This is a genomic window from Vreelandella sp. 162(4c), assembly GCF_058152265.1.
The window spans coordinates 4,690,861-4,711,602 of sequence record NZ_CM176981.1; the positions used below are offsets into that span (position 1 = coordinate 4,690,861).

The window sequence follows — 20,742 nt, forward strand, 5'->3', positions numbered from 1 at the left end:
ACGATGGAGACCGCAATGCGCGAACGTTTTTGGGAGCGCTTTACCCTCGAAGAGTTGACGCCCCAGGAGTGGGAAGCGTTATGCGATGGCTGTGGGCAGTGCTGCCTGCTAAAGTTGCACGACGAGGATACTCAGGAGTTAGCAGTACTGAACGTTGCTTGTCGCTTGCTGGATATTCACAGTTGCCAGTGCAGCGATTATGCGAACCGCTTTGAAACCGTTCCCGACTGCACCCAACTGACGCCTGCCTTGGTTAAAGAGTTCACCTGGCTGCCGCAGAGCTGTGGTTATCGGCGGGTGGCTGAAGGGCGCAAGTTGGCGGGTTGGCATCCGCTGTTAAGCAATGATGCCGAGCGGGTTCACCGCAAAGGCGTCAGCGTACGCAGCTTTGCGGTGTCCCAAGATGAGGTGCCCGAGCAGCAATTGGAGTCGCATATTATTGCCGTGCTGCCGATGTAGTTCCCTTCGAGCACTTTACTCAGCAGTTGAAGATGCTTGCGAGTGCAGTCCCAGCGCCCAGAGAATAAACGCGTCTTGGCGGGCGGTATCGCGCCACGCTTTGAATCGACCGGATGCGCCGCCGTGGCCGCTGCTCATATCGGTACGCATCAAAATCGGCGCTGAACCCAGCTGCTGCTGTGTCACCTGGGCATAAAACTTGGCGGGCTCCCAGTAGCTGACACGGGTGTCGAACCAACTGCCCTCAATCCATAGTGCAGGGTATATCTGCGCTTTAATGTTATCGATAGGTGAGTAAGCGGCTATTCGCTCGGCGACCTCTGGTTCTTCAGGGTTGCCCCACTCGCTGTACTCCGCGGTCGTCAGAGGCAGCTCCGGGTTCTGCATCGTGCGCAGCACGTCTAAGAAGGGCACGTCTAGCAGAGCGGCGCAAAACTTTTCCGGGGCACGATTAATGCAGGTGCCGACCAGCAGCCCTCCAGCGCTGGCGCCATAGGCCGCTATGCGCTGTGAATCACTGACACCCTGCTCCACAAGCGCTTCCCGGGCGGCCAGGAAATCGTTAAAGCTGTTCTCCTTGTGGGCCATCTTGCCGTTTAAATACCAGGGTTCGCCGCGCTCGCCGCCGCCACGCACATGAGCAACGGCAAAGGCCGCACCGCGCTCAAGCAGTTCCAGCCGGGCGATCGAGAACCAGGGGTCGAGAGCCTCACCGTAAGCGCCGTAGCCATACAGCAGCGTGGGTAAGGGCTGATCTGCCAGGTCGGCGCGCATCACCACCGATACGGGCACTTGCTCACCGTCGCTGCTGGTGGCCCAAAGGCGGCGACTGACGAGCTGTTCCGGCTGTAAATTGCCGTAAACAGGTACCCGTTTCAGCAGCGTCCGCTCGCCGCTGGTTAGATCGAGTGAAAACCAGCTGGGCGGCTGGGTAAACGACTCTTCGCGCAGGCGCACTACCTGAGTATCGAAGTGCGGGGCATCTTCAAGCATCTGCGAACAGGGTTGTTCAGGCAGTGCCAGGGTCTCATCCAGGGTGCAGCTATGCTGGGCATCGAAAAGTAAACGCCGCAAACGCACTTGCGCCTGGGCATGATCGCGCTCAGCCAGCATCAGCCCCCAAGAGAACGCATCAACACCTTCCAGGGTGGCTTCTTCACGGTGGGCGATTAACGTTTGCCAATTCAATTGGGGCTGACCAAGCTGACTTTCGGGCAGGAAGTCGAGCTGGAAGTGAGCACCTGCCTGGTTATGCAGGCGGTAAAAGCTGCCTGGTCGGTGATCAATGCTGTACTCAACCCCCGCCTGGCGCTGCTGAATACACAGCGGGGCTGAATCAGGAGAGTGAGCGGCCAATAGGTGAATTTCACTGGTGTCTTTTGAGCCGCTTTCTAGCAGCAGCCACGACCGCGAGCGCGTTTTGCCAATACCGAGCCAAAACTCAGGATCCTCTTCCCGTAGCACCAATACTGGCTCATTTGCAGCATCAGACTCCATCAGTGAAAGCGCAAGCCGCCAAACGCTGTCTGGGCGCTGAGTGTCGTCAAACCGCGTGAACAGCAGCGTCGCTGTAGTGGCAGTTTGATCTTCTGCCCAGCAAAGCCCCGCACCAATATCGCTTAATAGTTGCACGGGCGTTCCGTTAGGCAGCGCTTTCAGCCACAGAGTAAAACGCTCGTCGCCTTGAGTATCTTCTGTCCAGGCCAACCACTGCTCATCGGGTGACAGCGCCATATCGCCCATGTCGTAAAAGTCTTGCTCGGCGGCACGGGCTCTAACGTCGAAAAAGCATTCCTGTTGTTCAGGCTGGCGATTGGGGTGGCGCCACCAGCAGGGGTAATCATCTTCGGCACTGGTTTCGTTCCAGAACGTGAAGTGGTCAAGCGTTGTCTTAAGGCTGGTCACCGCTAATTCGCGGCGCGCCAGGTGACTCTGGTATAACGCTTCCTCCAGCGGGGAAAGCGGGGCAAACCAATCGGCTTGTTGCTGGTTGGCGGCCTCTAAAAAGGCACTGACCTGTGGGTCGTCGCGCTCTTCTAACCAGTGCCATTGCGGGTCATTAGCGCGATAATAGTGTGCAGCGGGTAAGCCTGAAGGTATGCCTTGCTGTGCTTTCATAAATTGATAGGTACCATAACGGGAAATCAACGTCGGGTGAGTTCACCCATATGAGGGGTATTATGCTGTTTGCAAATTCAACGCCACTACTGTGGTTGAGTTATTACGGGCTGTCGCTGTTAGTGATTGTCGCGGTCTATTTTGCGTTCACTTTTCTGCCTCGCTTGCCACGTCTTGTGCTGACCTGGATGGTGGCAGGGGCAATATGGGCACCCGCCACTTTCCGGCTGCCGTTAATAGAAGAGGGTGAATTCTATACCGGTTGGGCACCTTCGGCGATGGTGGCGGCGGTTGGGTTTTTAGAAAACAACGGCGCAGCACTTCGTGGCGGGCTAATGTGGCTGGTGTTGGGGATGGCATTAGGCGCGCTGATTGGCGTTGCTCTGTGGTGGTGGCGCCGTCCTGGGGACGATGAGTATGTCGCCCAGGAAGAAGAGAGTGCCGATGAAAGCGAATCACCACGCCGTCGCGAACCGGTGATTGGTTAATGGCTGTGTTTAGGTTCCATGCTTTTGCAGAGAGCGCCGGGTGTCTATGTATTGGTAAAGCGTATGTGTGAACTGCTGGGTATGAGCGCCAATGTGCCCACCGATATCTGTTTTAGCTTTTCGGGCTTTTTGCATCGCGGTGGGGGCACCGGCCCTCATCGCGATGGTTGGGGAATTGCCTTCTACGAAGAGGGCGGTTACCGCGATTTTCGCGACCCCCATCCCTCCGTCGATTCCCCTATCGCCCGGCTAATTTGCGATTACCCGATTAAGTCCAATGTGGTGATCAGTCACATTCGCCAGGCCAACGTGGGGGGCGTAAAGCTTGCCAATACCCACCCGTTCACGCGAGAAATGTGGGGGCGGCCCTGGTGTTATGCCCACAATGGGCAATTAAGTGGCTGGGAGCGCCTAGCATTAGGAAACTACATCCCAGTTGGCAGCACTGATAGCGAGCACGCCTACTGCTGGTTAATGGGCGAGCTTCGCCGCGAGTTTCCTTCCCCGCCCGCTGATCCCGCAACGCTGTGGGGGCGCTTGCACCAGCTATGCGAGCAGCTAAGAGCGCTGGGCGTGTTCAATATGCTGCTCTCCGATGGAATCTACCTGTATACATTTTGCGCCACGAAACTGGCGCACATTACGCGCTGCGCGCCCTTCGGCGAGGCAGAGCTCTCCGACGCCGAGATGACGGTAAATTTTGCCGAACATACCACACCTGATGACATCGTTTCAGTGATTGCCACTGAACCGCTCACCCACAATGAAGCCTGGCAGCGCATGGTGCCGGGCGAGCTATTGGTCTGGCGCGATGGAGAAATTCAGGCACGTTACTGTCCATAAAGAAACCATCTACTAAATTGAAATGAGGGAAGTTGCAGCGCATCAGGTGAGCCCGACTATGGGCTAAAGTTGAAACGTCAGTTTCAATCGATCGTTTTACAGCCTGTTAGAGGTCGTATATCGTTGGGCTTCTTTACCTCTTTTCAGATAGAGTCTAGCGACAACAACAAGGTCGGTGACTTACGCCGACGCTAATAGCGGAGATTGCCCATGAGCGAACACGCCAACGCCGCCGTTCTACGTGGCCCAGCGCTTGAAGGGTTGGATCAGTACGATTCAGTCACGGATGTTTTTCATAACGCAGTAGCACGCTTTAAGGACAAGCCAGCTTTTTCCTGCATGGGAAAAACGCTCTCTTTCGCTGATCTTGACCGCCTCTCTGCAGACTTTGCTGCATGGCTACAGCATGAAACCGACCTCGTTCCCGGTGATCGTATCGCCATCCAGTTGCCCAACGTACTGCAGTTTCCTGTGGCGGTATTTGGTGCACTGCGCGCAGGCTTGGTCGTGGTCAACACCAACCCGCTATATACCGAGCGGGAAATGGCCAACCAGTTCAAGGACTCCAACGCTAAAGCCATTGTGATTTTGGCCAATATGGCGGATAAGCTGGAGAAAGTGCTCGATAAAACAGATATCAAGCATGTGCTCATCACCCAGCTAGCTGACTTGCACGATGTGCCCAAGCGCTGGTTAATCAATGCAGTGGTCAAGCACGTTAAGAAAATGGTGCCTGCTTATTCACTGCCCAGTGCGGTTGGCTTTCGCGATGCGCTAAAAAAAGGTGCCTCGCTAAGTCATACCGAGGTCAAGAGGAGTCCCGACGATTTAGCCGCGCTTCAATATACCGGTGGCACCACGGGTATGCCAAAAGGTGCCATGCTGACCCATCGCAATCTCATCGCCAATATGCTGCAAGCGCGGGAAGCGATTGGTACTCATTTGACCGATGGCGAAGAGCTGGTTATCGCACCGCTACCGGTTTATCACATTTATACTTTTACGGTTAACTGCCTGTTCCTAATGGAAACCGGTAACCACTCTTTGCTGATCACTAACCCTCGCGACCTGGATGGCTTTGTCAAAGAGCTCAAGGGGCTGCCCTTTACCGCTTTTATTGGCCTCAACACGCTGTTTAATGCGCTGTGTAATCGCGACGACTTCAAGCAGCTCGATTTTTCTAAATTGAAGCTGACGATCTCCGGCGGCATGGCGCTGACCAAAGCAGCGGCGCAGCGGTGGGAAAAAACCACCGGTTGCCCAATCGCCGAAGGGTATGGCCTGACCGAGACTTCTCCCATTGTCAGCTTCAACCCGACCGATGCGATCCAACTGGGCACTATCGGTAAGCCCGTGGCAGGCACCGCGGTAAAAGTCGTCGACGCCGATGGCAGCGACGTGGTGCTGGGCGAGCCGGGAGAATTGTGCGTGCAAGGCCCGCAGGTGATGAAAGGCTACTGGCAGCGCGAAGACGAAACCCGTGACGCCATCGATGAGGATGGCTGGTTCCACACTGGCGACATCGCTGTGCTACAAGATGACGGCTACATCCGCATCGTTGATCGCAAAAAAGACATGATCCTGGTCTCTGGCTTTAATGTTTATCCCAACGAAGTTGAAGATGTGGTGGCAGCGCACCCGGATGTGCTTGAGTCTGCAGCGGTCGGCGTGCCGGACGAAAATGCTGGCGAAGCCATAAAGCTGTTTGTGGTCAGTAAAAATGATCAGCTAGATGAAAAAACGCTACGCGACTGGTGCAAAAAAGAGCTCACTGGCTACAAAGTACCTAAGATCATAGAGTTTCGCGATGAGCTGCCCAAAACCAATGTGGGTAAAGTACTCCGCCGACAGTTGCGTGACGAAGAACCCTCAAAAACGTAATCAGATAGCCATTAATAAACACTCGATTAGCGGGCGAGGGCAGGTTGTAACAAGGGTCTTTCGCCATGGCCGGAAAATATTCCTGACAATTCCGGCATTTCCGCCATCCATGGCGGTCAGATGGCGAAAGTAGCGCCTACGGATGGGTTCACAGCGCCCTTGTGGAAACCTGGGCTCGCCCGCTTCCTGCTTGCTTTGTGGTTAGGCGTCGCGGAGCTGAAAGCGTTACACTATACGACCCGCTCAATTGAGCGGGTTGATTTTTTATAACTCTTACTAATATCTCTTGTTAAATGCCCAAGCGAATGGAAGCCGACTCAATCGTGACCACCGACACATCCCCAGCCCCCACCGATAGTCAACGTCTTGCGTCGCTGAAACAGGCCGCGGGCGATGTGATGCTGCGCGATGCAGAGCGGCTGGAGCGGCGGCTGGCCGGTTTAAACCGTCGCCTGCGCGATAACAAGCCGATTAGTCGTGGCTTGGACGAAGTCCAGCGCGAGCTTAGCCGCGCCCAGCAGCAGCTTGGCCAGCGCGAAACCCAAAAGGTCGCCCTCAACTACCCGCCAGAATTGCCGGTGGTCGAACGCCGGGAAGATATCGTTAACGCCATTCGTGATCATCAGGTAGTGGTGGTGGCGGGGGAGACCGGCTCAGGCAAAACCACCCAACTGCCTAAAATGTGTTTAGAGCTGGGCCGGGGCCGCCGTGGCTTAATTGGCCACACTCAGCCGCGTCGCTTGGCTGCCCGCAGCGTTGCCGGTCGCCTGGCGGAAGAGTTGGAAGTCTCTCTGGGCGAGCAGGTGGGCTATCAGGTGCGCTTCACCGACCAGAGCAGCCCGACGACCCTGGTCAAACTGATGACCGACGGGATCTTGCTGGCCGAAACCCAGCATGATCCGCTGCTGCTGCGTTACGACACCATCATTATTGATGAGGCCCACGAGCGCAGCCTGAATATCGACTTTCTGCTCGGCTACCTCAAGCGCTTACTACCCAAGCGGCCCGATCTAAAAGTCATCATTACCTCGGCGACTATCGACGTGGAGCGCTTTGCCAAACACTTCGGCACCACCAAGACGCCTGCACCGGTGGTGGAAGTCACCGGGCGCACCTACCCCGTTGAAGTACACTACCGGCCGCTGGTGCGCGATGAGGACGATGAAGAAGACCGCACGCTGCAAGAGGGCATTCTGCACGCGGTGGAAGAGATTGAAGCCGTTGAGCGTGAAAAAGGCTGGTTGCATGGCCCTCGCGATGTGCTGGTGTTTTTACCTGGTGAGCGCGAAATTCGTGAAACCGCCGATACCCTGCGCCGCGCCGAGCTGAAAGGCACTGAAATCCTGCCACTCTACGCGAGACTCTCCAACGAAGAGCAGAACCGTGTGTTTGCTCCGCACCGTGGCAGGCGCATTGTACTCGCCACCAACGTCGCGGAAACGTCGCTGACCGTGCCTGGGATTCGCTACGTGATTGACCCTGGCCTCGTACGTATCAGCCGCTATAGCTACCGTTCCAAGATCCAGCGACTGCCGGTAGAAGCGGTTAGCCAGGCCAGCGCCAACCAGCGTAAAGGGCGCTGTGGGCGGATTGCCGAAGGCGTGTGTATTCGCCTCTACAGCGAAGAGGATTTCCTATCCCGGCCCGGCTTTACCGACCCGGAAATCCAGCGCACCAACCTTGCCTCGGTGATTCTCTCGATGCTGGGGCTCAAGCTCGGCGATATCGAGGCCTTTCCGTTTGTTGATCCACCGGATAGCCGCTTTGTTAAAGACGGCTTTCGACTGCTGTTCGAGCTGGGGGCGGTGGACGACAAGCAGCGCCTTTCTCCGCTTGGGCGTAAGCTGGCGCGGCTGCCGATTGACCCGCGCTTGGCGCGAATGGTGTTGGCGGGTGCCGAATTCGGCAGCCTTCGCGATGTGCTGATCGTCGTCTCGGCGCTAGCCATCCAAGACCCCCGCGACCGACCGGCGGATAAGCGCCAGGCGGCCGACCAAGCTCACCAGCGCTGGCATGATCCGGATTCCGATTTTGTCGCCTTGCTGAACCTTTGGCACGGCATTGAGAATGCCCGTGAGGCGCTTTCAGGTAATCAACTGCGCCGCTGGTGCCGCGAGCACTACATCAACTACCTGCGCATGCGCGAATGGCACGACACCTTCCGCCAACTGCGCCAACTGCTGCGCGATATGGATATCGACGTGCCCGCGCCGCCGCCCCGTAATGAAGACGAGAGCGAAGAACAGGCGCGTCAAACGCGGCGTAAAACGTCGGGCAAGGTGCATCAGGCGCTACTCTCGGGGCTGCTCTCTAATCTGGGGACGTTGGTGGAGAACCGCGAGTATCTCGGCGCCCGCAATCGCAAGTTTATGATTCATCCAGGCTCAGGGTTGGCCAAGAAGTCGCCCAAGTGGATCATGGCGTTCGAGATGGTGGAAACCTCCAAGCTGTTTGCCCGCACCGTGGCCAAAATCGATCCCCAGTGGATTGAACCCCAGGCGCAGCACCTGGTTAAACGCAGCTACAGCGAACCGCATTGGGAAATGAAGCGCGCCCAGGTAGTGGCCTTTGAACAGGTCACGCTGTTTGGTCTGCCGATTGTGGCGCGGCGCAAGGTACATTACGGGCCAATCGCGCCCCAGGAGTCCCGGGAGCTGTTTATTCGCCGTGCGCTGGTGGAAGGGGAATTTCACACCAAAGGTGCCTTCTTTGCTCATAACCGCGCGTTGATCGACGAAGTCGAAGCGCTGGAAGATCGCGCTCGGCGGCGAGATATTCTGGTCGATGAAGACACGCTCTATGACTTTTACGACCAGCGGATCCCGGCGGAGATAGTCAACGGCAAGGGCTTTGAGCACTGGCGCAAGCAGGCCGAGCAGCAAGAGCCACAATTACTGCATTTCGATATTGATTCACTTAAAGCGCGCGACGCGGAGGACGTTACCCAGGCGCAGTATCCTGATCATTTGATTCTGGCGGGCGTCGCGTATCCGGTAAGCTACCACTTTGACCCCGAAGCCGAGGATGACGGTGTTACCCTGACCGTTCCCGCTGCAATGTTGCCCCAGGTGCCGGTGCATGCTCTGGAGTGGTTGGTACCTGGGCTGCTGCGTGAAAAGTGTATTGCGCTTCTGAAGTCACTGCCGAAAAGCATCCGCCGCCAGGTGGTGCCGATTCCTGATTGGGTGGATGCGGCGCTGGAAACCCTGGTGCCCGATCAGCGCCCGTTAACCGAGGCCTTGGGGGAGTTTATTCGCCGCCGTACATCGACCTGGGTGCATCCCGACGACTGGCGCCTCGACGTGCTCGAACCGCATCTGATCATGAATATTCGTGTGGTCGATCATGCGGGCGAAACCTTAGGGCAGGGGCGCGATCTGCGTGCTTTAGAGCAGCGCTTTGAAGCGGCAGCCAGCGCAGGCGCCCAGGCACTGGCTGAACAGGTTAGCCAAGAGCCCGCTGTGGCCGGGCTACCCAAGACGCCGCTGCCCGCTTCGCGCGTTACCACCCAGGCAGGCATTCGCGTAGAGGCGTATCCTGCCCTGGTCGCTGAAAGCAGGATTGCGAAAACCAGCGGCATTGATGCCAGCGAGTTCAAGGTGGCGCTGTTTGATCACCCTGCAAAAGCTGACGCTGCCCACCAGGAGGGCATCGCCCGGCTGGCAATTGCCAAGCTACCTGAACAGGTTAAAGCGATTAAGCAACTGCCGGGTGTTGAGAAGTGCGCGCTACTGTTCGCCAAAGTGGGCAGTAAACAAGCTTTGATCGACGATCTGCTGCTCGCGGTGTTTACCCAGGTGATTGCTCAGCACCCCCTGCCGCGCTCGGAAGGCGAGTTTAGCCAGCGACTAAACGCTACTCAGGGTCAGCTTGTAGACGAGGCGAAAGCACTGCTGGTGCGCGTGGAGGCCGCGCTAAAAGGGCATTTGGCGGTCAGCAAGGTGCTTAAAGGGAAGCTTAATTTTGCGCTGGCGCTGGTGTATAGCGATGTTAGCGCGCAGATGCAGCGCTTGGTCTATCCAGGCTTTATCCGCGATGCGGGCGCTTGGCTGGACGAATACCCGCGCTACACTGAGGCGGCGCTCATTCGGCTTGAAAAAGCTGCCCGTGAGCGCGGTCGCGATCAAATGATGATGCAAGATGTCCAGGCATTAGAGGCCCGCTTTGATGCCCGCCGCGAAAGCGAGCGACGCGGAAGGGTGGAAGATCCTGAATTGGTCGCTTTTGGCTGGTGGCTGCAGGAGCTTAGAGTATCGCTATTTGCACAGCAGTTGGGGACTAACATGGTGGTGTCGGTAAAACGATTGGAAAAACGCTGGCAAGAGATCACTAGCGTTTAGCCGTGGTTGGAAAAAGTTGTTGAAAAAAGTTGCTGGAAAAACCGCTATTTTACGCACACAGTAACGTGATGGGTTCGCCGTAAGTCGCACGCTACATTGATGGCCGGTCACGTCGGCAAGCCGCTTAGAGGAGATTGGCATGACACATGTGGTGATTACCGGTACAGGTCTCTATACACCGGAACACGCCATTGATAATGCGGCCCTGGTGGCGGCATTTAATGCTTGGGTAGACAGCGAGAATGAACAGCATGCCGGAGCCATTGCGCGCGGCGAGCGCGAACCGCTGGCACATTCAAGCAGCGAATTTATCGAAAAAGCCTCCGGTATTAAGAGCCGCTATGTGCTCGATGCAGCTGGGATCCTTGACCCACAGCGTATGCGGCCTAAACTTCCGCAGCGGGGCAATGACGAACCCTCTATTCAGTGCGAGATGGCGACCGCTGCCGCGCGGCAGGCGCTGGCCGCTGCCAAGGTAGAAGCTGCTGACATCGAGCTGGTGATCGTGGCCTGCTCAAACCTGGAGCGTGCCTACCCCGCTATGGCGGTCGAGGTGCAGCAGGCCTTGGGCACAAGTGGTTACGGGTTCGATATGAATGTGGCCTGTAGTTCAGCGACGTTTGCTTTGGAAACGGCTGCCAACGCCATAGCCTCCGGCAGTGTGAAGCGTGCCCTGGTGGTCAATCCGGAAATTTGCTCGGCGCACCTCAACTTTCGAGACCGTGACAGCCACTTCATTTTCGGCGATGCTTGTACCGCTGTGGTACTAGAAAATAGCGCTATTGCGGTGGCCGATGAGCAGTTTGAAATTCTTGGCACGCGTCTGGTTACCCAGTTTTCCAACGCGATCCGTAATAATGCAGGGTTCCTTAACCGCGTAACGGACAGTGACCCACTCGCCTTGGATAAGCTGTTTGTGCAGGAAGGGCGTCGGGTGTTTAGAGAAGTTTGCCCGATGGTGGCTAAATTGATCACCGATCATTTGGCCTCCTTAGAGTTGGCCGGTGGCGATCTGAAGCGCATGTGGCTACACCAGGCTAACCGGCATATGAACGATTTGATTGCCCGCAAAGTATTGGGCTATGACCCGAGTGAAACACAGGCGCCGATTATTTTGGATCGTTACGCCAACACCAGTTCAGCGGGTTCTATAATCGCCTTTCACCTCCATCGCGAGGCGCTTGTGGAGGGCGATATTGGCGTGATTTGCTCCTTTGGAGCAGGTTATAGCGCGGGCAGTGTGGTTATTCGTCGTTTGTAGATGTCTGTATAAGGTGCAAGGGAATTGAAAAAGGAAAATGTCATGTGGCAGTGGTTTAATAACGCGCAGCCTGCGCTTTCGCTGCGTAGCAAAGGGTTGCCACTACTACTGGTGACGTTACTCGCAACCGGAGGCTGTGCCAGTACGCAAATGGCGGAAAATACTGCTCCCGAAGACCCTTGGGAAGGCTTTAACCGCAAAGTGTTTGCGTTTAACGATGTGTTGGATCGCTACGCGCTCAAGCCGGTGGCAACAGGCTATCGTGCTATTACCCCCGACCCGGTAGAAACGGGCGTAGGTAATTTTTTCTCCAACTTAGGTGAAGTGCGTACTGCGCTTAACAGCGTGCTGCAGGGCAAACCGTCAAACGCGGGCCTCGCCACGTCACGTTTTTTAATTAACTCCACGGTAGGCATTGGCGGACTGTTAGATTATGCCACCCTAATGGAAATTACTGCGGATGAAGAAGATTTTGGCCAAACGTTAGCGGTGTGGGGGTGGGAAGATTCGCGTTATCTGGTGCTGCCTTTCTTTGGCCCCAGCACGCTGCGGGATACCACCGGTATGCCCGCGAACATGGCAACGAACCCCGTTAATTATGCAGAAGACGATATTGTTCGAGTAGGCCTTACCGCACTCAAAGCGATCGATATTCGAGCGGGTTTGCTTGACCAGGAAGAATTAATTCGTGGTGATCGCTACCGTTTTATTCGTGACGCTTACTTGCAGAACCGCCAATTTGAGGTGAGCGATGGAGAATTGGGTGATGACCCCTTTGCCAGCGAAACCTTCGACTTTGATGACAGCGATTTTGATGACAGCGGTCAGGATGATAGTGACTTTGGTGACAACGAAGTCACCGATTGAGGCTTATGATGGATCATTCTAAGCAGTTGATCGCGGTGATCGACGAACCTGGTCGTGAACGTGATGCGCTGGCTGAAGCGATTACCTGCGATGGCATGTGGGTGTTTGCCGCTGAGGATATCGCGCATTTGCCTGCTGACACGGCGCTCATTGTTGCCCATGCTCGGGCAGTTCCGCGGCAGCAATGGACACACCTAACGCGACGCCTACCGACACTGGTAGTCAGTGACTCGCGTCAGGACGCCGACTTGATCAAAGCGATTGATGTGGGGCTGGTGGACTATATTGTCCATCCGCTGCGACACGCCGAGCTGTTGCGACGAATGATCCGTAAGGCCATTAAGCTCAACGATTTGGCGCTGGAGCGCGAGCGTGACCATGCGCGGCTGGCGGAGTTAAACGAGAGCCTAGAGACCCATCTCGCGCTGCTGCGGATGGATCAGCAGAGTGGAGGGCATATCCAGCGGCGTTTGTTACCGCTGCGGCCCAAGGTGATTAACGGGGTGTATTACGACTACGTATTTGCTCCTTCGCTCTATTTGTCTGGTGATTTTCTCGATTACCAACGCTATAACGAGCGCTACAGTGCCTTCTATTTCGCCGATGTATCGGGGCATGGTGCCTCGTCGGCATTTGTTACCGTGCTGCTCAAATATTTATGCAACCGCTGGCTGAGTGAGTGGGATGGCCAGCATCCGGAAAATCTGCCGCCTGATTGGTTAAAGGCGATGAACCGCGAGCTGCAGGGCACCGATATTGGTAAACATGCCACCTTATTTGTCGGTGTTATTGACCACGAGGCGCATACTCTTCACTATTCGCTCGGCGCGCAGCTTCCCATGCCCCTGTTGGCAGCAGAAGGAGAGCTACGCCGTTTAGAAGGCGAGGGAATGCCGGTAGGCCTTTTCCCCGATGTGGAGTATCCTTCGCTGAGTTGTGCATTGCCGAATAAATTTCGTCTATGGCTCTGCTCAGATGGAGTATTGGAATGCTTGCCGGGTAAAACGCTCGACACGCGGCTCAAGGAGCTTGAGCAATTAGTAAGCGAGAGTGTAACGCTTGAGCAGTTGCGCGACCGGCTAGCAGAAACGAATGCACTCCTTGCCGAAGGGGATGCAGAGTTTGATGCCAACCAAGAGCGCGATGCTTTACCCGATGATCTAACAATCATGATGGTGAGCGGATTTGGTCATGCTGATTGAAGAGGGCCGCATTAAAGCGGCGTTCGATTCTGGTGTTTTTATTCTAAAACTGTGTGGTGATGTGCGTTTGACGCTCTGCGCCACGCTGGATACTCAAGCCCAGCGTCTTGCCGAGACGCCGGGGTTGCGTGCCGTATTGATTGACCTGCGTGAAGCCACCAATGTCGATTCGACGGCGCTTGGTTTTTTGGCCAAGGTCGCGATGGCGGTGAAAGGGCGCCTGGAGCAGCCGCCGACGATTATTGTCGATAATCCTGATGTACGGCAGATGTTGGACGTGATGGGCTTTGCGCGTTTCTTCACGCTGATGGAAGCGCCGCTACAACAGACGAGTACGCTCAACAATGAGCTTGAAGAGCTGCCCCAAGAGCCGGCAGACGAAGAGGGACTGCGCGATCGTATCCTGGAAGCCCACCGTATTTTAATGCATATGAACGAGCATAACCGTGAGCAGTTTCAGCCACTGGTTGACATGCTTGAGTCGCAAGACGCCACTACGCATCACTAAGCTCCCCTCTCCTTGATAAGCCCCTGGCCTCTCCCAAGGGCTATCTACCGATAGTCTCCAATCCCGACAAAGGCCTTAAAATCAGCTATGATTAGCGGCCTATCTATTCCAGTGCGTACATTATCGCCTTAAGGAGACCCATGGATCTTAATCCTCGCCGGGTAGCACTGTTGGTTGCCGCCAATACGGCGCTGGCACCCTTTGCTATCGACGCTTATTTGCCTGCCATGGGTATCATTGCTGAAAGCATTGGCGCCAGTATTCACCGTACTGAACTCTCCATCAGCGTATTCTTGTTCGGCTTTGCATTGGGCCAGCTATGCTTTGGGCCGCTTTCGGATCGGATGGGTAGAAAGCCTGTGCTGTTGGGCGGATTGGTGGTGTTTATGCTGGCAAGTCTTGCTATTACGATGGCGAACAGTTTGCCCACGCTGCTGGCTTGGCGGTTTATTCAAGCGCTGGGAGGCGGGGCCTGCGTGGTCAACTCGGCGGCGATTGTGCGCGACTGCTTTAGCGGGCGTGAGGCCGCCAAAGTGATGTCCACCATGGCAATGATTATGATGCTGGCGCCGCTGGTGGCGCCTGCAGTGGGCAGTTTGCTACTGCACGTGGCCGGCTGGTGGCTGATTTTTGTGTTCTTAGCCGTTTACGCAGGCTTTTTGCTCTGGCTGCTAGGAACGCGGTTACCTGAAACCCGCGATATGTCGCTGCCGGCAGCTTCACCACGGCAGGTAATACGCAACTACGCCAGCGTGCTTAAGCATCGTGAAGGCATGGGCTATATCTGTGCGGTAGCGGCTTCCTTTGCGGGCCTGTTTGCCTTTGTGACCGCTTCGCCGTTTCTTTATCTCGACTATTTTGGCCTCTCGCCCGGCACTTATCCGCTAGTGTTTGGGGTCAACGTGGTCGTTATTGCGCTCTCTAATCGGGTCAATATTCATCTGCTCCGCAAGCGCACTCCTCAGCAGAATTTGCGTTTAGGGTTGCTTATACAACTGGTGGCCGCGCTTGGGTTGGTAGCGGTGACCGCCCTGGACATCGCGTCGCTAGTGATCGTGGTGCCGTTGATTATGCTGTTTACCGGTATGATCGGGCTGATTACACCCAACGCGATCTCGTCGTTACTGGATCATTTTGGCCATATCAGCGCCACGGCAACGGCGCTACTGGGCGGGATCCAGTTTACCTGCGGCGCCCTCGCGGGAGTGATGGTAGGGCTGTTCGAGGTAGAGCATCTTTGGCCCATGGTACTCACCATGCTGGGCGCTGCGTTGCTAGGCAATATCGGTGTGCGCAAACTGACTAAAGCACCTGCTGCGGATGAATAGTTTTCAAATGGATAGAGCATATGGATAGTTTGAATGGGTAAGTTGAATGGATAGCATGCTGGCTTGGGTCAATATGCCGATGAGCACTTGGTTAGCTTGCTCCGCCGTACTGTTAATGGGTGCTTTTGTGCAGCGCGCTACCGGCTTTGGTTTGGCCATTATTGGCGCACCGCTACTGTTGATGCTAGAGCCTCGTCTGGTGCCGGTCACTCTGGTACTGTTCGGATTTACCGTCTCCCTGATGATGGTGCGTCATTACTGGCACGAGGTGCGCCTGGATTCCATTGGCATGGCGCTAGTGGGGCGCCTTCCCGGCAATGCGCTGGGTATTTGGCTGCTACTCGCCGCCCCCATGTTTGTGTTAGAAAAGCTGATTGCGGTCATCGTCCTGTTTGCGGTACTCGTCACCTTGTGCCGCTTTCAGTTGCCGGTAAACCGAATAACGCTGTTTGGCGCTGGGGTGCTCTCTGGCATTTTTGGCACCGTTGCGGCTATTGGTGGCCCACCCATCGTGCTGCTGATGCACGGCTTACCCACTGATCGTGTGCGCGGCAATCTAGCCGCCTTTTTCATTTTGACCTCTCTATTGACCTTAATCACCCTTGCCTTGGCTGACCAGATTCAGCTTTGGCATTTCCAGGTCGCGCTTACCTTCCTACCTGCAGTATTAATAGGTAACGCCTTGGCAGATACCGTAGCCCACCGTTTAGACCGACGCATGCTGCAAGGTGCCTCGCTGGCGTTATGCACCCTCGCGGCGCTAGGACTTTTGTGGTGATGTAAGGTCGGGTTGCCTCTATGTAACGAAAAATTTTCTACGTTTTGCTCGCTGTCATGAAGTTGTCATGGAACCAGTGCAAGGTATGCCTTGCGAAGGCCAGATCCCTACATGAACAGGAGTATTTCGCATGAACCGTATTCTCAAAACCACCGTTATCGCGGCTGCTGTAATGAGCGTTGCCGGTGTTGCTCAAGCCCGTGATCAAATCCGAATCGTTGGTTCCAGTACCGTTTACCCGTTTGCCAGCTACGTAACGGAAGAGTTCGGTGCGACTACTGGTAACCCGACGCCTGTTATTGAATCGACTGGTTCGGGCGGCGGTTTGCGTCTGTTCTGTAATGGTGTTGGTGAAGGCACACCCGACATTACTAACGCTTCTCGTCGCATGAAAGTGTCTGAGTTTGAGCGTTGTGAAGAGAACGGCGTTACCGATATCACCGAGGCTAAAATCGGTTCTGACGGCATCGTATTGGGTCAATCAAGCGAAAACGATGACATTGCTTTAACCCGCGAACAGATCTTCATGGCGGTAGCTGCCATGGTGCCGGTTGATGGCGAGTTAGTTGAAAACCCCTACACCAACTGGAGCGAGATCGATTCTTCGCTGCCAGACCGTGAAATCTCCATTTATGGGCCGCCGACAACTTCGGGTACCCGCGATGCTTTTGAAGAGCTGGTAATGGAATCTGCGTCTGAGGGTATGGATGTTTACGGCGATGAAGGCTACACCGATATTCGTTCTGACGGTGTTTACATCGATGCCGGTGAAAACGACAACCTGATCGTTCAGCGCCTTTCAGAAGACACCGGTGCCTTTGGTATCTTCGGCTACTCTTTCCTTGAAGAGAATACTGACACGATCAGCGCCGCCAGCATTGATGGCGTCGATCCTGAGGCTGAGGCGATCAGCTCCGGTGACTATCCTATCGCGCGTTCACTGTGGTTCTACGTGAAGAACCAGCACGCTGAAGACGTCCCGCCGATGTACGATTACGTCGATATGTTTATGAGCGAAATGATGATTGGCGATGATGGCTACTTGCGTGATATCGGCTTGATCGTTCTGCCAGAAGGAGAGCGCGAAGAGTGGCGCCAGGCTGTTGCAGATCGCACTTCAATGACAGCAGACGTTCTTAAGTAAGTTGGTAGGTCAGATTAAAAGTGGTCGGCAGCGCAAGCTGCCGACCCGTTATTGTTGATAGGTTTCTTAACCGGTGACCACGTGAGAGAGATGCGATGCAGACCAACCAGCTTCTTCTGATTTTTTGCAGTGCATTATTGCTGCTGGGGCTGCTGGCTTTTTTTGCTGGCCGTTCAAAAGCCACTCGGTTACGTAGCGCGGGTACGGCGATGTTCGCCCAGCCTGACCAATACGCTTGGTTTACAGTACTCTCCACCGCCGGGCCAGCCGTGGTAGTGAGTGCCTTGGGCGCTTTCGTTTTGCTTCTAATGGGCGCCGACATTCCTACGCTTTATCTGCTGGCGGCGAGCTTAGTGATAGCAGCCATCGGGCTACTGGTGAGTCTTAATCAAGTAAAACCCGATTTTCATGCCCGTCAAGCCATTGAGCGGGTCATTCGCATGACCCTGGCTGGGGCAGCGTTAATCTCCATTTTGACGACCTTTGGTATTTTAATTTCGATTATTTCCGAGGCGCTGCGCTTTTTCCAAATGCACAGCTTCTGGGAGTTCATCACCGGCACCACTTGGAATCCAGGCGCGAGCTTTTTAGCATCCGCGGGTCGCGGTGATGGTAGCGGCGCTGAGTTTGGCTCGGTACCGCTGTTTGCTGGCACCTTTATGATTACCGCCATCGCTATGCTGGTGGCGGTGCCTATCGGTTTGCTTTCAGCGATTTATATGTCTGAATTTGCACCGCGCAAAGTGCGTACCGTCGCCAAGCCGGTGTTAGAAGTATTGGCAGGTATTCCTACCGTCGTTTATGGCTTTTTTGCCGCCATCACCGTGGCGCCGATCATTGTCAATATTGCCGGTTTTCTGGGGCTCGATGCGTCTTATAACAATGCGCTGGCACCCGGCATTGTGATGGGCATTATGATCATTCCGTTTATCTCATCGCTATCTGATGATGTGATCAATGCGGTGCCCGATAGCATGCGCCAGGGGTCGCTGGCACTCGGTATGACCAAAGGGGAAACGATTCGTGATGTGGTAGTGCCCGCTGCCATGCCGGGGATTATCTCAGCGTCGCTCTTGGGTATGTCTCGTGCCATGGGTGAAACCATGATCGTGGTTATGGCGGCGGGTATGCGGCCTAATTTAACCGCTAATCCGCTGGAAGATATGACCACGGTGACTGTGCGTATCGTGGCGGCGCTCACCGGCGACCAAGAGTTTGAAAGTGCCGAAACATTATCAGCTTTTGCCCTTGGACTCGTGCTCTTCGTGATCACACTCGCACTCAACTTGGTGTCAGTATTGATGATCCGTCGTTTCCGTGAAAAATACCGCGTGAATAACCTGTAACGCCGAGGAACTGTTTCGATGAGCCACTCTTTTGACGAAATCAGCCAGCAGCTTAAGCGGCGTCACCGAAAGTCTACCCGCCTTAAATGGATAACCATGGGATCGTTAGGTCTCGCGGGCCTTTTTCTGGTGCTGTTTTTTGCCGATATGCTGAGTAAAGGTCTACCCGCTTTCCAGCAGGCCTATATACAAACCGAGATTAGCTACACACAAGAAGCCGAAACCGATGGGCGGCGGGCGTTTGATGAAGAGCTGTTGCCGTTAATTAGCCGTACGGCGGTGCGTACAATTCCATTAGAGTTGCGCAACAATCCTGACATGATCGGCACCAGTAAAGCGGAGTGGGTATTAGCGAATAGTGATGTCGATCAATACTTGAAGGGACACCGGCATCGCTTGAGTGACGAGGAGCAGGAAGCCCTTGATGCCCGAGTCGAATCTGGACAGGTGGATCTACGCTTTAATACCACTTTCTTTGGTTCGGGTGATTCAAAAATTGCCGAGAACGCGGGCATTTTATCGGCAGTGGTCGGCACCATTATGACCATGATCGTCACCCTGGCGATATCTTTCCCGATCGGCGTGATGACAGCTATTTATCTTGAAGAGTTTGCGCCGGATAACCGCTTAACCCAGATTATTGAAATTAACATCAATAACCTAGCGGCGATCCCGTCGATTCTATTTGGTCTGCTGGGTCTTGCGATCTTTATTAACTTTTTCGGGGTGCCGCGGTCGTCTCCATTAGTGGGCGGTATGACGCTGGCATTGATGACGCTGCCAGTGATCATTATTTCGACACGTACCGCACTGCGTAGCGTGCCTGAATCCATCCGTCACGCAGGCTTTGGGGTGGGCTGTTCACGCTGGCAGGTAGTGCGGGATCACGTTCTACCCTTAGCAATGCCGGGTATTATGACAGGTTCTATTATCGGCCTGGCGCAAGCGATGGGTGAAACGGCGCCGCTGATTATTGTAGGGATGGTGGCCTTTATCCCCGATGTGGGCGTTTCCTTTACCAACGCGGCAACAGTGATGCCTGCGCAAATATTCACCTGGGCTGGTGAACCTGAGCAGGCGTTTGTGGAAAAAACTGCTGGCGGTATTTTGGTGCTACTCACCATACTCATCTCACTCAACGCTTTTGCCGTTGTGATGCGTAAGAAATTTGAGCGTCGCTGGTAGGCCAGTGCGTTTTAGAGGACATTTCTATGAATAGCCATGCAACTGTAATGAACGGCCAGCAGACACCTGCGGTTGGGCAACCCTATACACGAAATGAAGCTGCGTGCCACGACCTGAGTTTCCGGGTTCGCGATTTGAATCTGTGGTATGGCAAAAACCAAGCGCTGAAGAATCTAAATATTGATCTTTTTCAGAAAAATGTGACGGCGCTGATTGGCCCTTCGGGGTGTGGTAAGTCGACGTTCTTACGCTGTTTGAATCGTATGAACGACCTGATTCCTAGCGTACGCACCGAAGGCCTGGTCGAGATGGACGGGTTGGACGTTAACGCACCTAAAATGGATGAAGTGGCGCTCCGTCGCCGGGTGGGCATGGTTTTCCAAAAGCCTAATCCGTTTCCTAAGTCGATCTTTGAAAATATCGCTTACGCACCACGCATGCACGACTTGGTCAGCCGTAAAGCCGAGCAGGAAGAATTGGTTGAAAAAGCGCTGCGTGACGCTGGGTTGTGGAATGAGGTGAAAGACAAGCTGCATGAGCCAGGCACCTCTCTGTCCGGTGGTCAGCAACAGCGGTTGTGTATTGCCCGCGCTATTGCGGTTCAGCCTGATGTGATTTTGATGGATGAGCCAACCTCAGCGCTTGATCCTATTTCCACCGCCACCATCGAAGACCTGATGGACAAGCTGAAAGAGAAATTCACCATCATTACCGTGACGCATAATATGCAGCAGGCGGCGCGGGTGGCGGACTACACGGCGTTCTTCCACCTGGGGGAAATCATTGAGTACAACGACACCAAAGTGATGTTCTCAACCCCGGCACAGAAGAAGACCGAGGACTATATCTCGGGTCGTTATGGTTAATTAATGCTTGCTAATTAATACTTACTACGCAGGCCTACTACACGGTGGTGGGCCTGTTTGTTAGTAGGCGTTTTTTTAAGTGTTTATATATGTTTTAACGTATATAGCCGTTATGCTTTCTCTTAATA

16 protein-coding genes are annotated in these 20,742 nt (G+C 54.8%); 15 read left to right on the forward strand and 1 reads right to left on the reverse strand.

Annotated features, from left to right (window positions below; translation table 11 throughout):
* The first annotated feature begins 3 nt into the window (after nt 1-3).
* Entirely contained in the window at nt 4-459 is a 456-nt protein-coding gene (locus AC4EYZ_RS21560) for a YcgN family cysteine cluster protein (RefSeq protein ID WP_041159210.1), read from the forward strand.
* Between the two features lie 15 nt (nt 460-474).
* Here the strand turns inward: AC4EYZ_RS21560 and AC4EYZ_RS21565 are convergent, their stop codons facing one another.
* Nucleotides 475-2,577 (reverse strand): S9 family peptidase, encoded by a 2,103-nt coding sequence (locus AC4EYZ_RS21565; RefSeq protein WP_490204010.1) that lies wholly within the window; start codon nt 2,575-2,577, stop codon nt 475-477.
* Nucleotides 2,578-2,639: 62 nt separating this feature from the next.
* Here AC4EYZ_RS21565 and AC4EYZ_RS21570 point away from each other — a divergent pair, with 62 nt between their 5' ends.
* From AC4EYZ_RS21570 to pstB, 14 genes are all read left to right on the forward strand, one after another.
* On the forward strand, nt 2,640-3,065 hold the full coding sequence (locus tag AC4EYZ_RS21570) for a hypothetical protein (RefSeq protein ID WP_022522917.1): 426 nt from the start codon (nt 2,640-2,642) through the stop codon (nt 3,063-3,065).
* Between the two features lie 63 nt (nt 3,066-3,128).
* Nucleotides 3,129-3,908 (forward strand): class II glutamine amidotransferase, encoded by a 780-nt coding sequence (locus AC4EYZ_RS21575; RefSeq protein WP_474192889.1) that lies wholly within the window; start codon nt 3,129-3,131, stop codon nt 3,906-3,908.
* 210 nt (nt 3,909-4,118) lie between these two features.
* A complete protein-coding gene (locus AC4EYZ_RS21580; RefSeq protein WP_474192888.1) occupies nt 4,119-5,789 on the forward strand; it encodes an AMP-binding protein in 1,671 nt (556 codons plus the stop codon).
* 305 nt (nt 5,790-6,094) lie between these two features.
* The gene (gene hrpA, locus AC4EYZ_RS21585) at nt 6,095-10,129 is read left to right on the forward strand and encodes an ATP-dependent RNA helicase HrpA (RefSeq protein ID WP_490204011.1); all 4,035 of its coding nucleotides are present in this window, start codon (nt 6,095-6,097) and stop codon (nt 10,127-10,129) included.
* A 139-nt stretch (nt 10,130-10,268) separates the two neighbouring features.
* On the forward strand, nt 10,269-11,390 hold the full coding sequence (locus AC4EYZ_RS21590) for a beta-ketoacyl-ACP synthase III (protein WP_027958455.1): 1,122 nt from the start codon (nt 10,269-10,271) through the stop codon (nt 11,388-11,390).
* Between the two features lie 42 nt (nt 11,391-11,432).
* On the forward strand, nt 11,433-12,257 hold the full coding sequence (locus tag AC4EYZ_RS21595; RefSeq protein WP_035537982.1) for an MlaA family lipoprotein: 825 nt from the start codon (nt 11,433-11,435) through the stop codon (nt 12,255-12,257).
* An 8-nt stretch (nt 12,258-12,265) separates the two neighbouring features.
* Complete coding sequence (locus AC4EYZ_RS21600; protein WP_027958456.1) at nt 12,266-13,459, forward strand: PP2C family protein-serine/threonine phosphatase; 1,194 nt, start codon at nt 12,266-12,268, stop codon at nt 13,457-13,459.
* A complete protein-coding gene (locus AC4EYZ_RS21605) occupies nt 13,449-13,967 on the forward strand; it encodes an STAS domain-containing protein (protein ID WP_022522924.1) in 519 nt (172 codons plus the stop codon). Before AC4EYZ_RS21600 ends, AC4EYZ_RS21605 begins: the two co-directional genes overlap by 11 nt.
* Before the next feature lie 140 nt (nt 13,968-14,107).
* On the forward strand, nt 14,108-15,295 hold the full coding sequence (locus AC4EYZ_RS21610) for a multidrug effflux MFS transporter (RefSeq protein ID WP_009288019.1): 1,188 nt from the start codon (nt 14,108-14,110) through the stop codon (nt 15,293-15,295).
* 46 nt (nt 15,296-15,341) lie between these two features.
* Nucleotides 15,342-16,073 (forward strand): sulfite exporter TauE/SafE family protein, encoded by a 732-nt coding sequence (locus AC4EYZ_RS21615; protein ID WP_051052139.1) that lies wholly within the window; start codon nt 15,342-15,344, stop codon nt 16,071-16,073.
* Nucleotides 16,074-16,203: 130 nt separating this feature from the next.
* Nucleotides 16,204-17,217: a PstS family phosphate ABC transporter substrate-binding protein gene (locus AC4EYZ_RS21620; RefSeq protein WP_138800548.1), complete on the forward strand. Its 1,014-nt coding sequence runs from the start codon at nt 16,204-16,206 to the stop codon at nt 17,215-17,217.
* A 95-nt stretch (nt 17,218-17,312) separates the two neighbouring features.
* Nucleotides 17,313-18,563 (forward strand): phosphate ABC transporter permease subunit PstC, encoded by a 1,251-nt coding sequence (gene pstC / locus AC4EYZ_RS21625; protein ID WP_474193213.1) that lies wholly within the window; start codon nt 17,313-17,315, stop codon nt 18,561-18,563.
* An 18-nt stretch (nt 18,564-18,581) separates the two neighbouring features.
* Nucleotides 18,582-19,748 (forward strand): phosphate ABC transporter permease PstA, encoded by a 1,167-nt coding sequence (pstA, locus tag AC4EYZ_RS21630; protein ID WP_009288022.1) that lies wholly within the window; start codon nt 18,582-18,584, stop codon nt 19,746-19,748.
* A 26-nt stretch (nt 19,749-19,774) separates the two neighbouring features.
* Nucleotides 19,775-20,614 (forward strand): phosphate ABC transporter ATP-binding protein PstB, encoded by an 840-nt coding sequence (gene pstB / locus AC4EYZ_RS21635; RefSeq protein WP_009288023.1) that lies wholly within the window; start codon nt 19,775-19,777, stop codon nt 20,612-20,614.
* Nucleotides 20,615-20,742: the final 128 nt, after the last annotated feature.

Bases quoted from the DNA above. Each gene is read 5' to 3' on its own strand.
- AC4EYZ_RS21595 (WP_035537982.1), top strand. From the start codon at position 11,433: ATGTGGCAGTGGTTTAATAACGCGCAGCCTGCGCTTTCGCTGCGTAGC.
- AC4EYZ_RS21600 (WP_027958456.1), top strand. From the start codon at position 12,266: ATGGATCATTCTAAGCAGTTGATCGCGGTGATCGACGAACCTGGTCGT.
- pstA (WP_009288022.1), top strand. From the start codon at position 18,582: ATGAGCCACTCTTTTGACGAAATCAGCCAGCAGCTTAAGCGGCGTCAC.
- hrpA (WP_490204011.1), top strand. From the start codon at position 6,095: ATGGAAGCCGACTCAATCGTGACCACCGACACATCCCCAGCCCCCACC.
- AC4EYZ_RS21620 (WP_138800548.1), top strand. From the start codon at position 16,204: ATGAACCGTATTCTCAAAACCACCGTTATCGCGGCTGCTGTAATGAGC.
- AC4EYZ_RS21575 (WP_474192889.1), top strand. From the start codon at position 3,129: ATGTGTGAACTGCTGGGTATGAGCGCCAATGTGCCCACCGATATCTGT.
- AC4EYZ_RS21560 (WP_041159210.1), top strand. From the start codon at position 4: ATGGAGACCGCAATGCGCGAACGTTTTTGGGAGCGCTTTACCCTCGAA.
- AC4EYZ_RS21610 (WP_009288019.1), top strand. From the start codon at position 14,108: ATGGATCTTAATCCTCGCCGGGTAGCACTGTTGGTTGCCGCCAATACG.
- pstB (WP_009288023.1), top strand. From the start codon at position 19,775: ATGAATAGCCATGCAACTGTAATGAACGGCCAGCAGACACCTGCGGTT.
- AC4EYZ_RS21605 (WP_022522924.1), top strand. From the start codon at position 13,449: ATGCTGATTGAAGAGGGCCGCATTAAAGCGGCGTTCGATTCTGGTGTT.
- pstC (WP_474193213.1), top strand. From the start codon at position 17,313: ATGCAGACCAACCAGCTTCTTCTGATTTTTTGCAGTGCATTATTGCTG.
- AC4EYZ_RS21565 (WP_490204010.1), bottom strand. From the start codon at position 2,577: ATGAAAGCACAGCAAGGCATACCTTCAGGCTTACCCGCTGCACACTAT.
- AC4EYZ_RS21580 (WP_474192888.1), top strand. From the start codon at position 4,119: ATGAGCGAACACGCCAACGCCGCCGTTCTACGTGGCCCAGCGCTTGAA.
- AC4EYZ_RS21570 (WP_022522917.1), top strand. From the start codon at position 2,640: ATGCTGTTTGCAAATTCAACGCCACTACTGTGGTTGAGTTATTACGGG.
- AC4EYZ_RS21590 (WP_027958455.1), top strand. From the start codon at position 10,269: ATGACACATGTGGTGATTACCGGTACAGGTCTCTATACACCGGAACAC.
- AC4EYZ_RS21615 (WP_051052139.1), top strand. From the start codon at position 15,342: ATGGATAGCATGCTGGCTTGGGTCAATATGCCGATGAGCACTTGGTTA.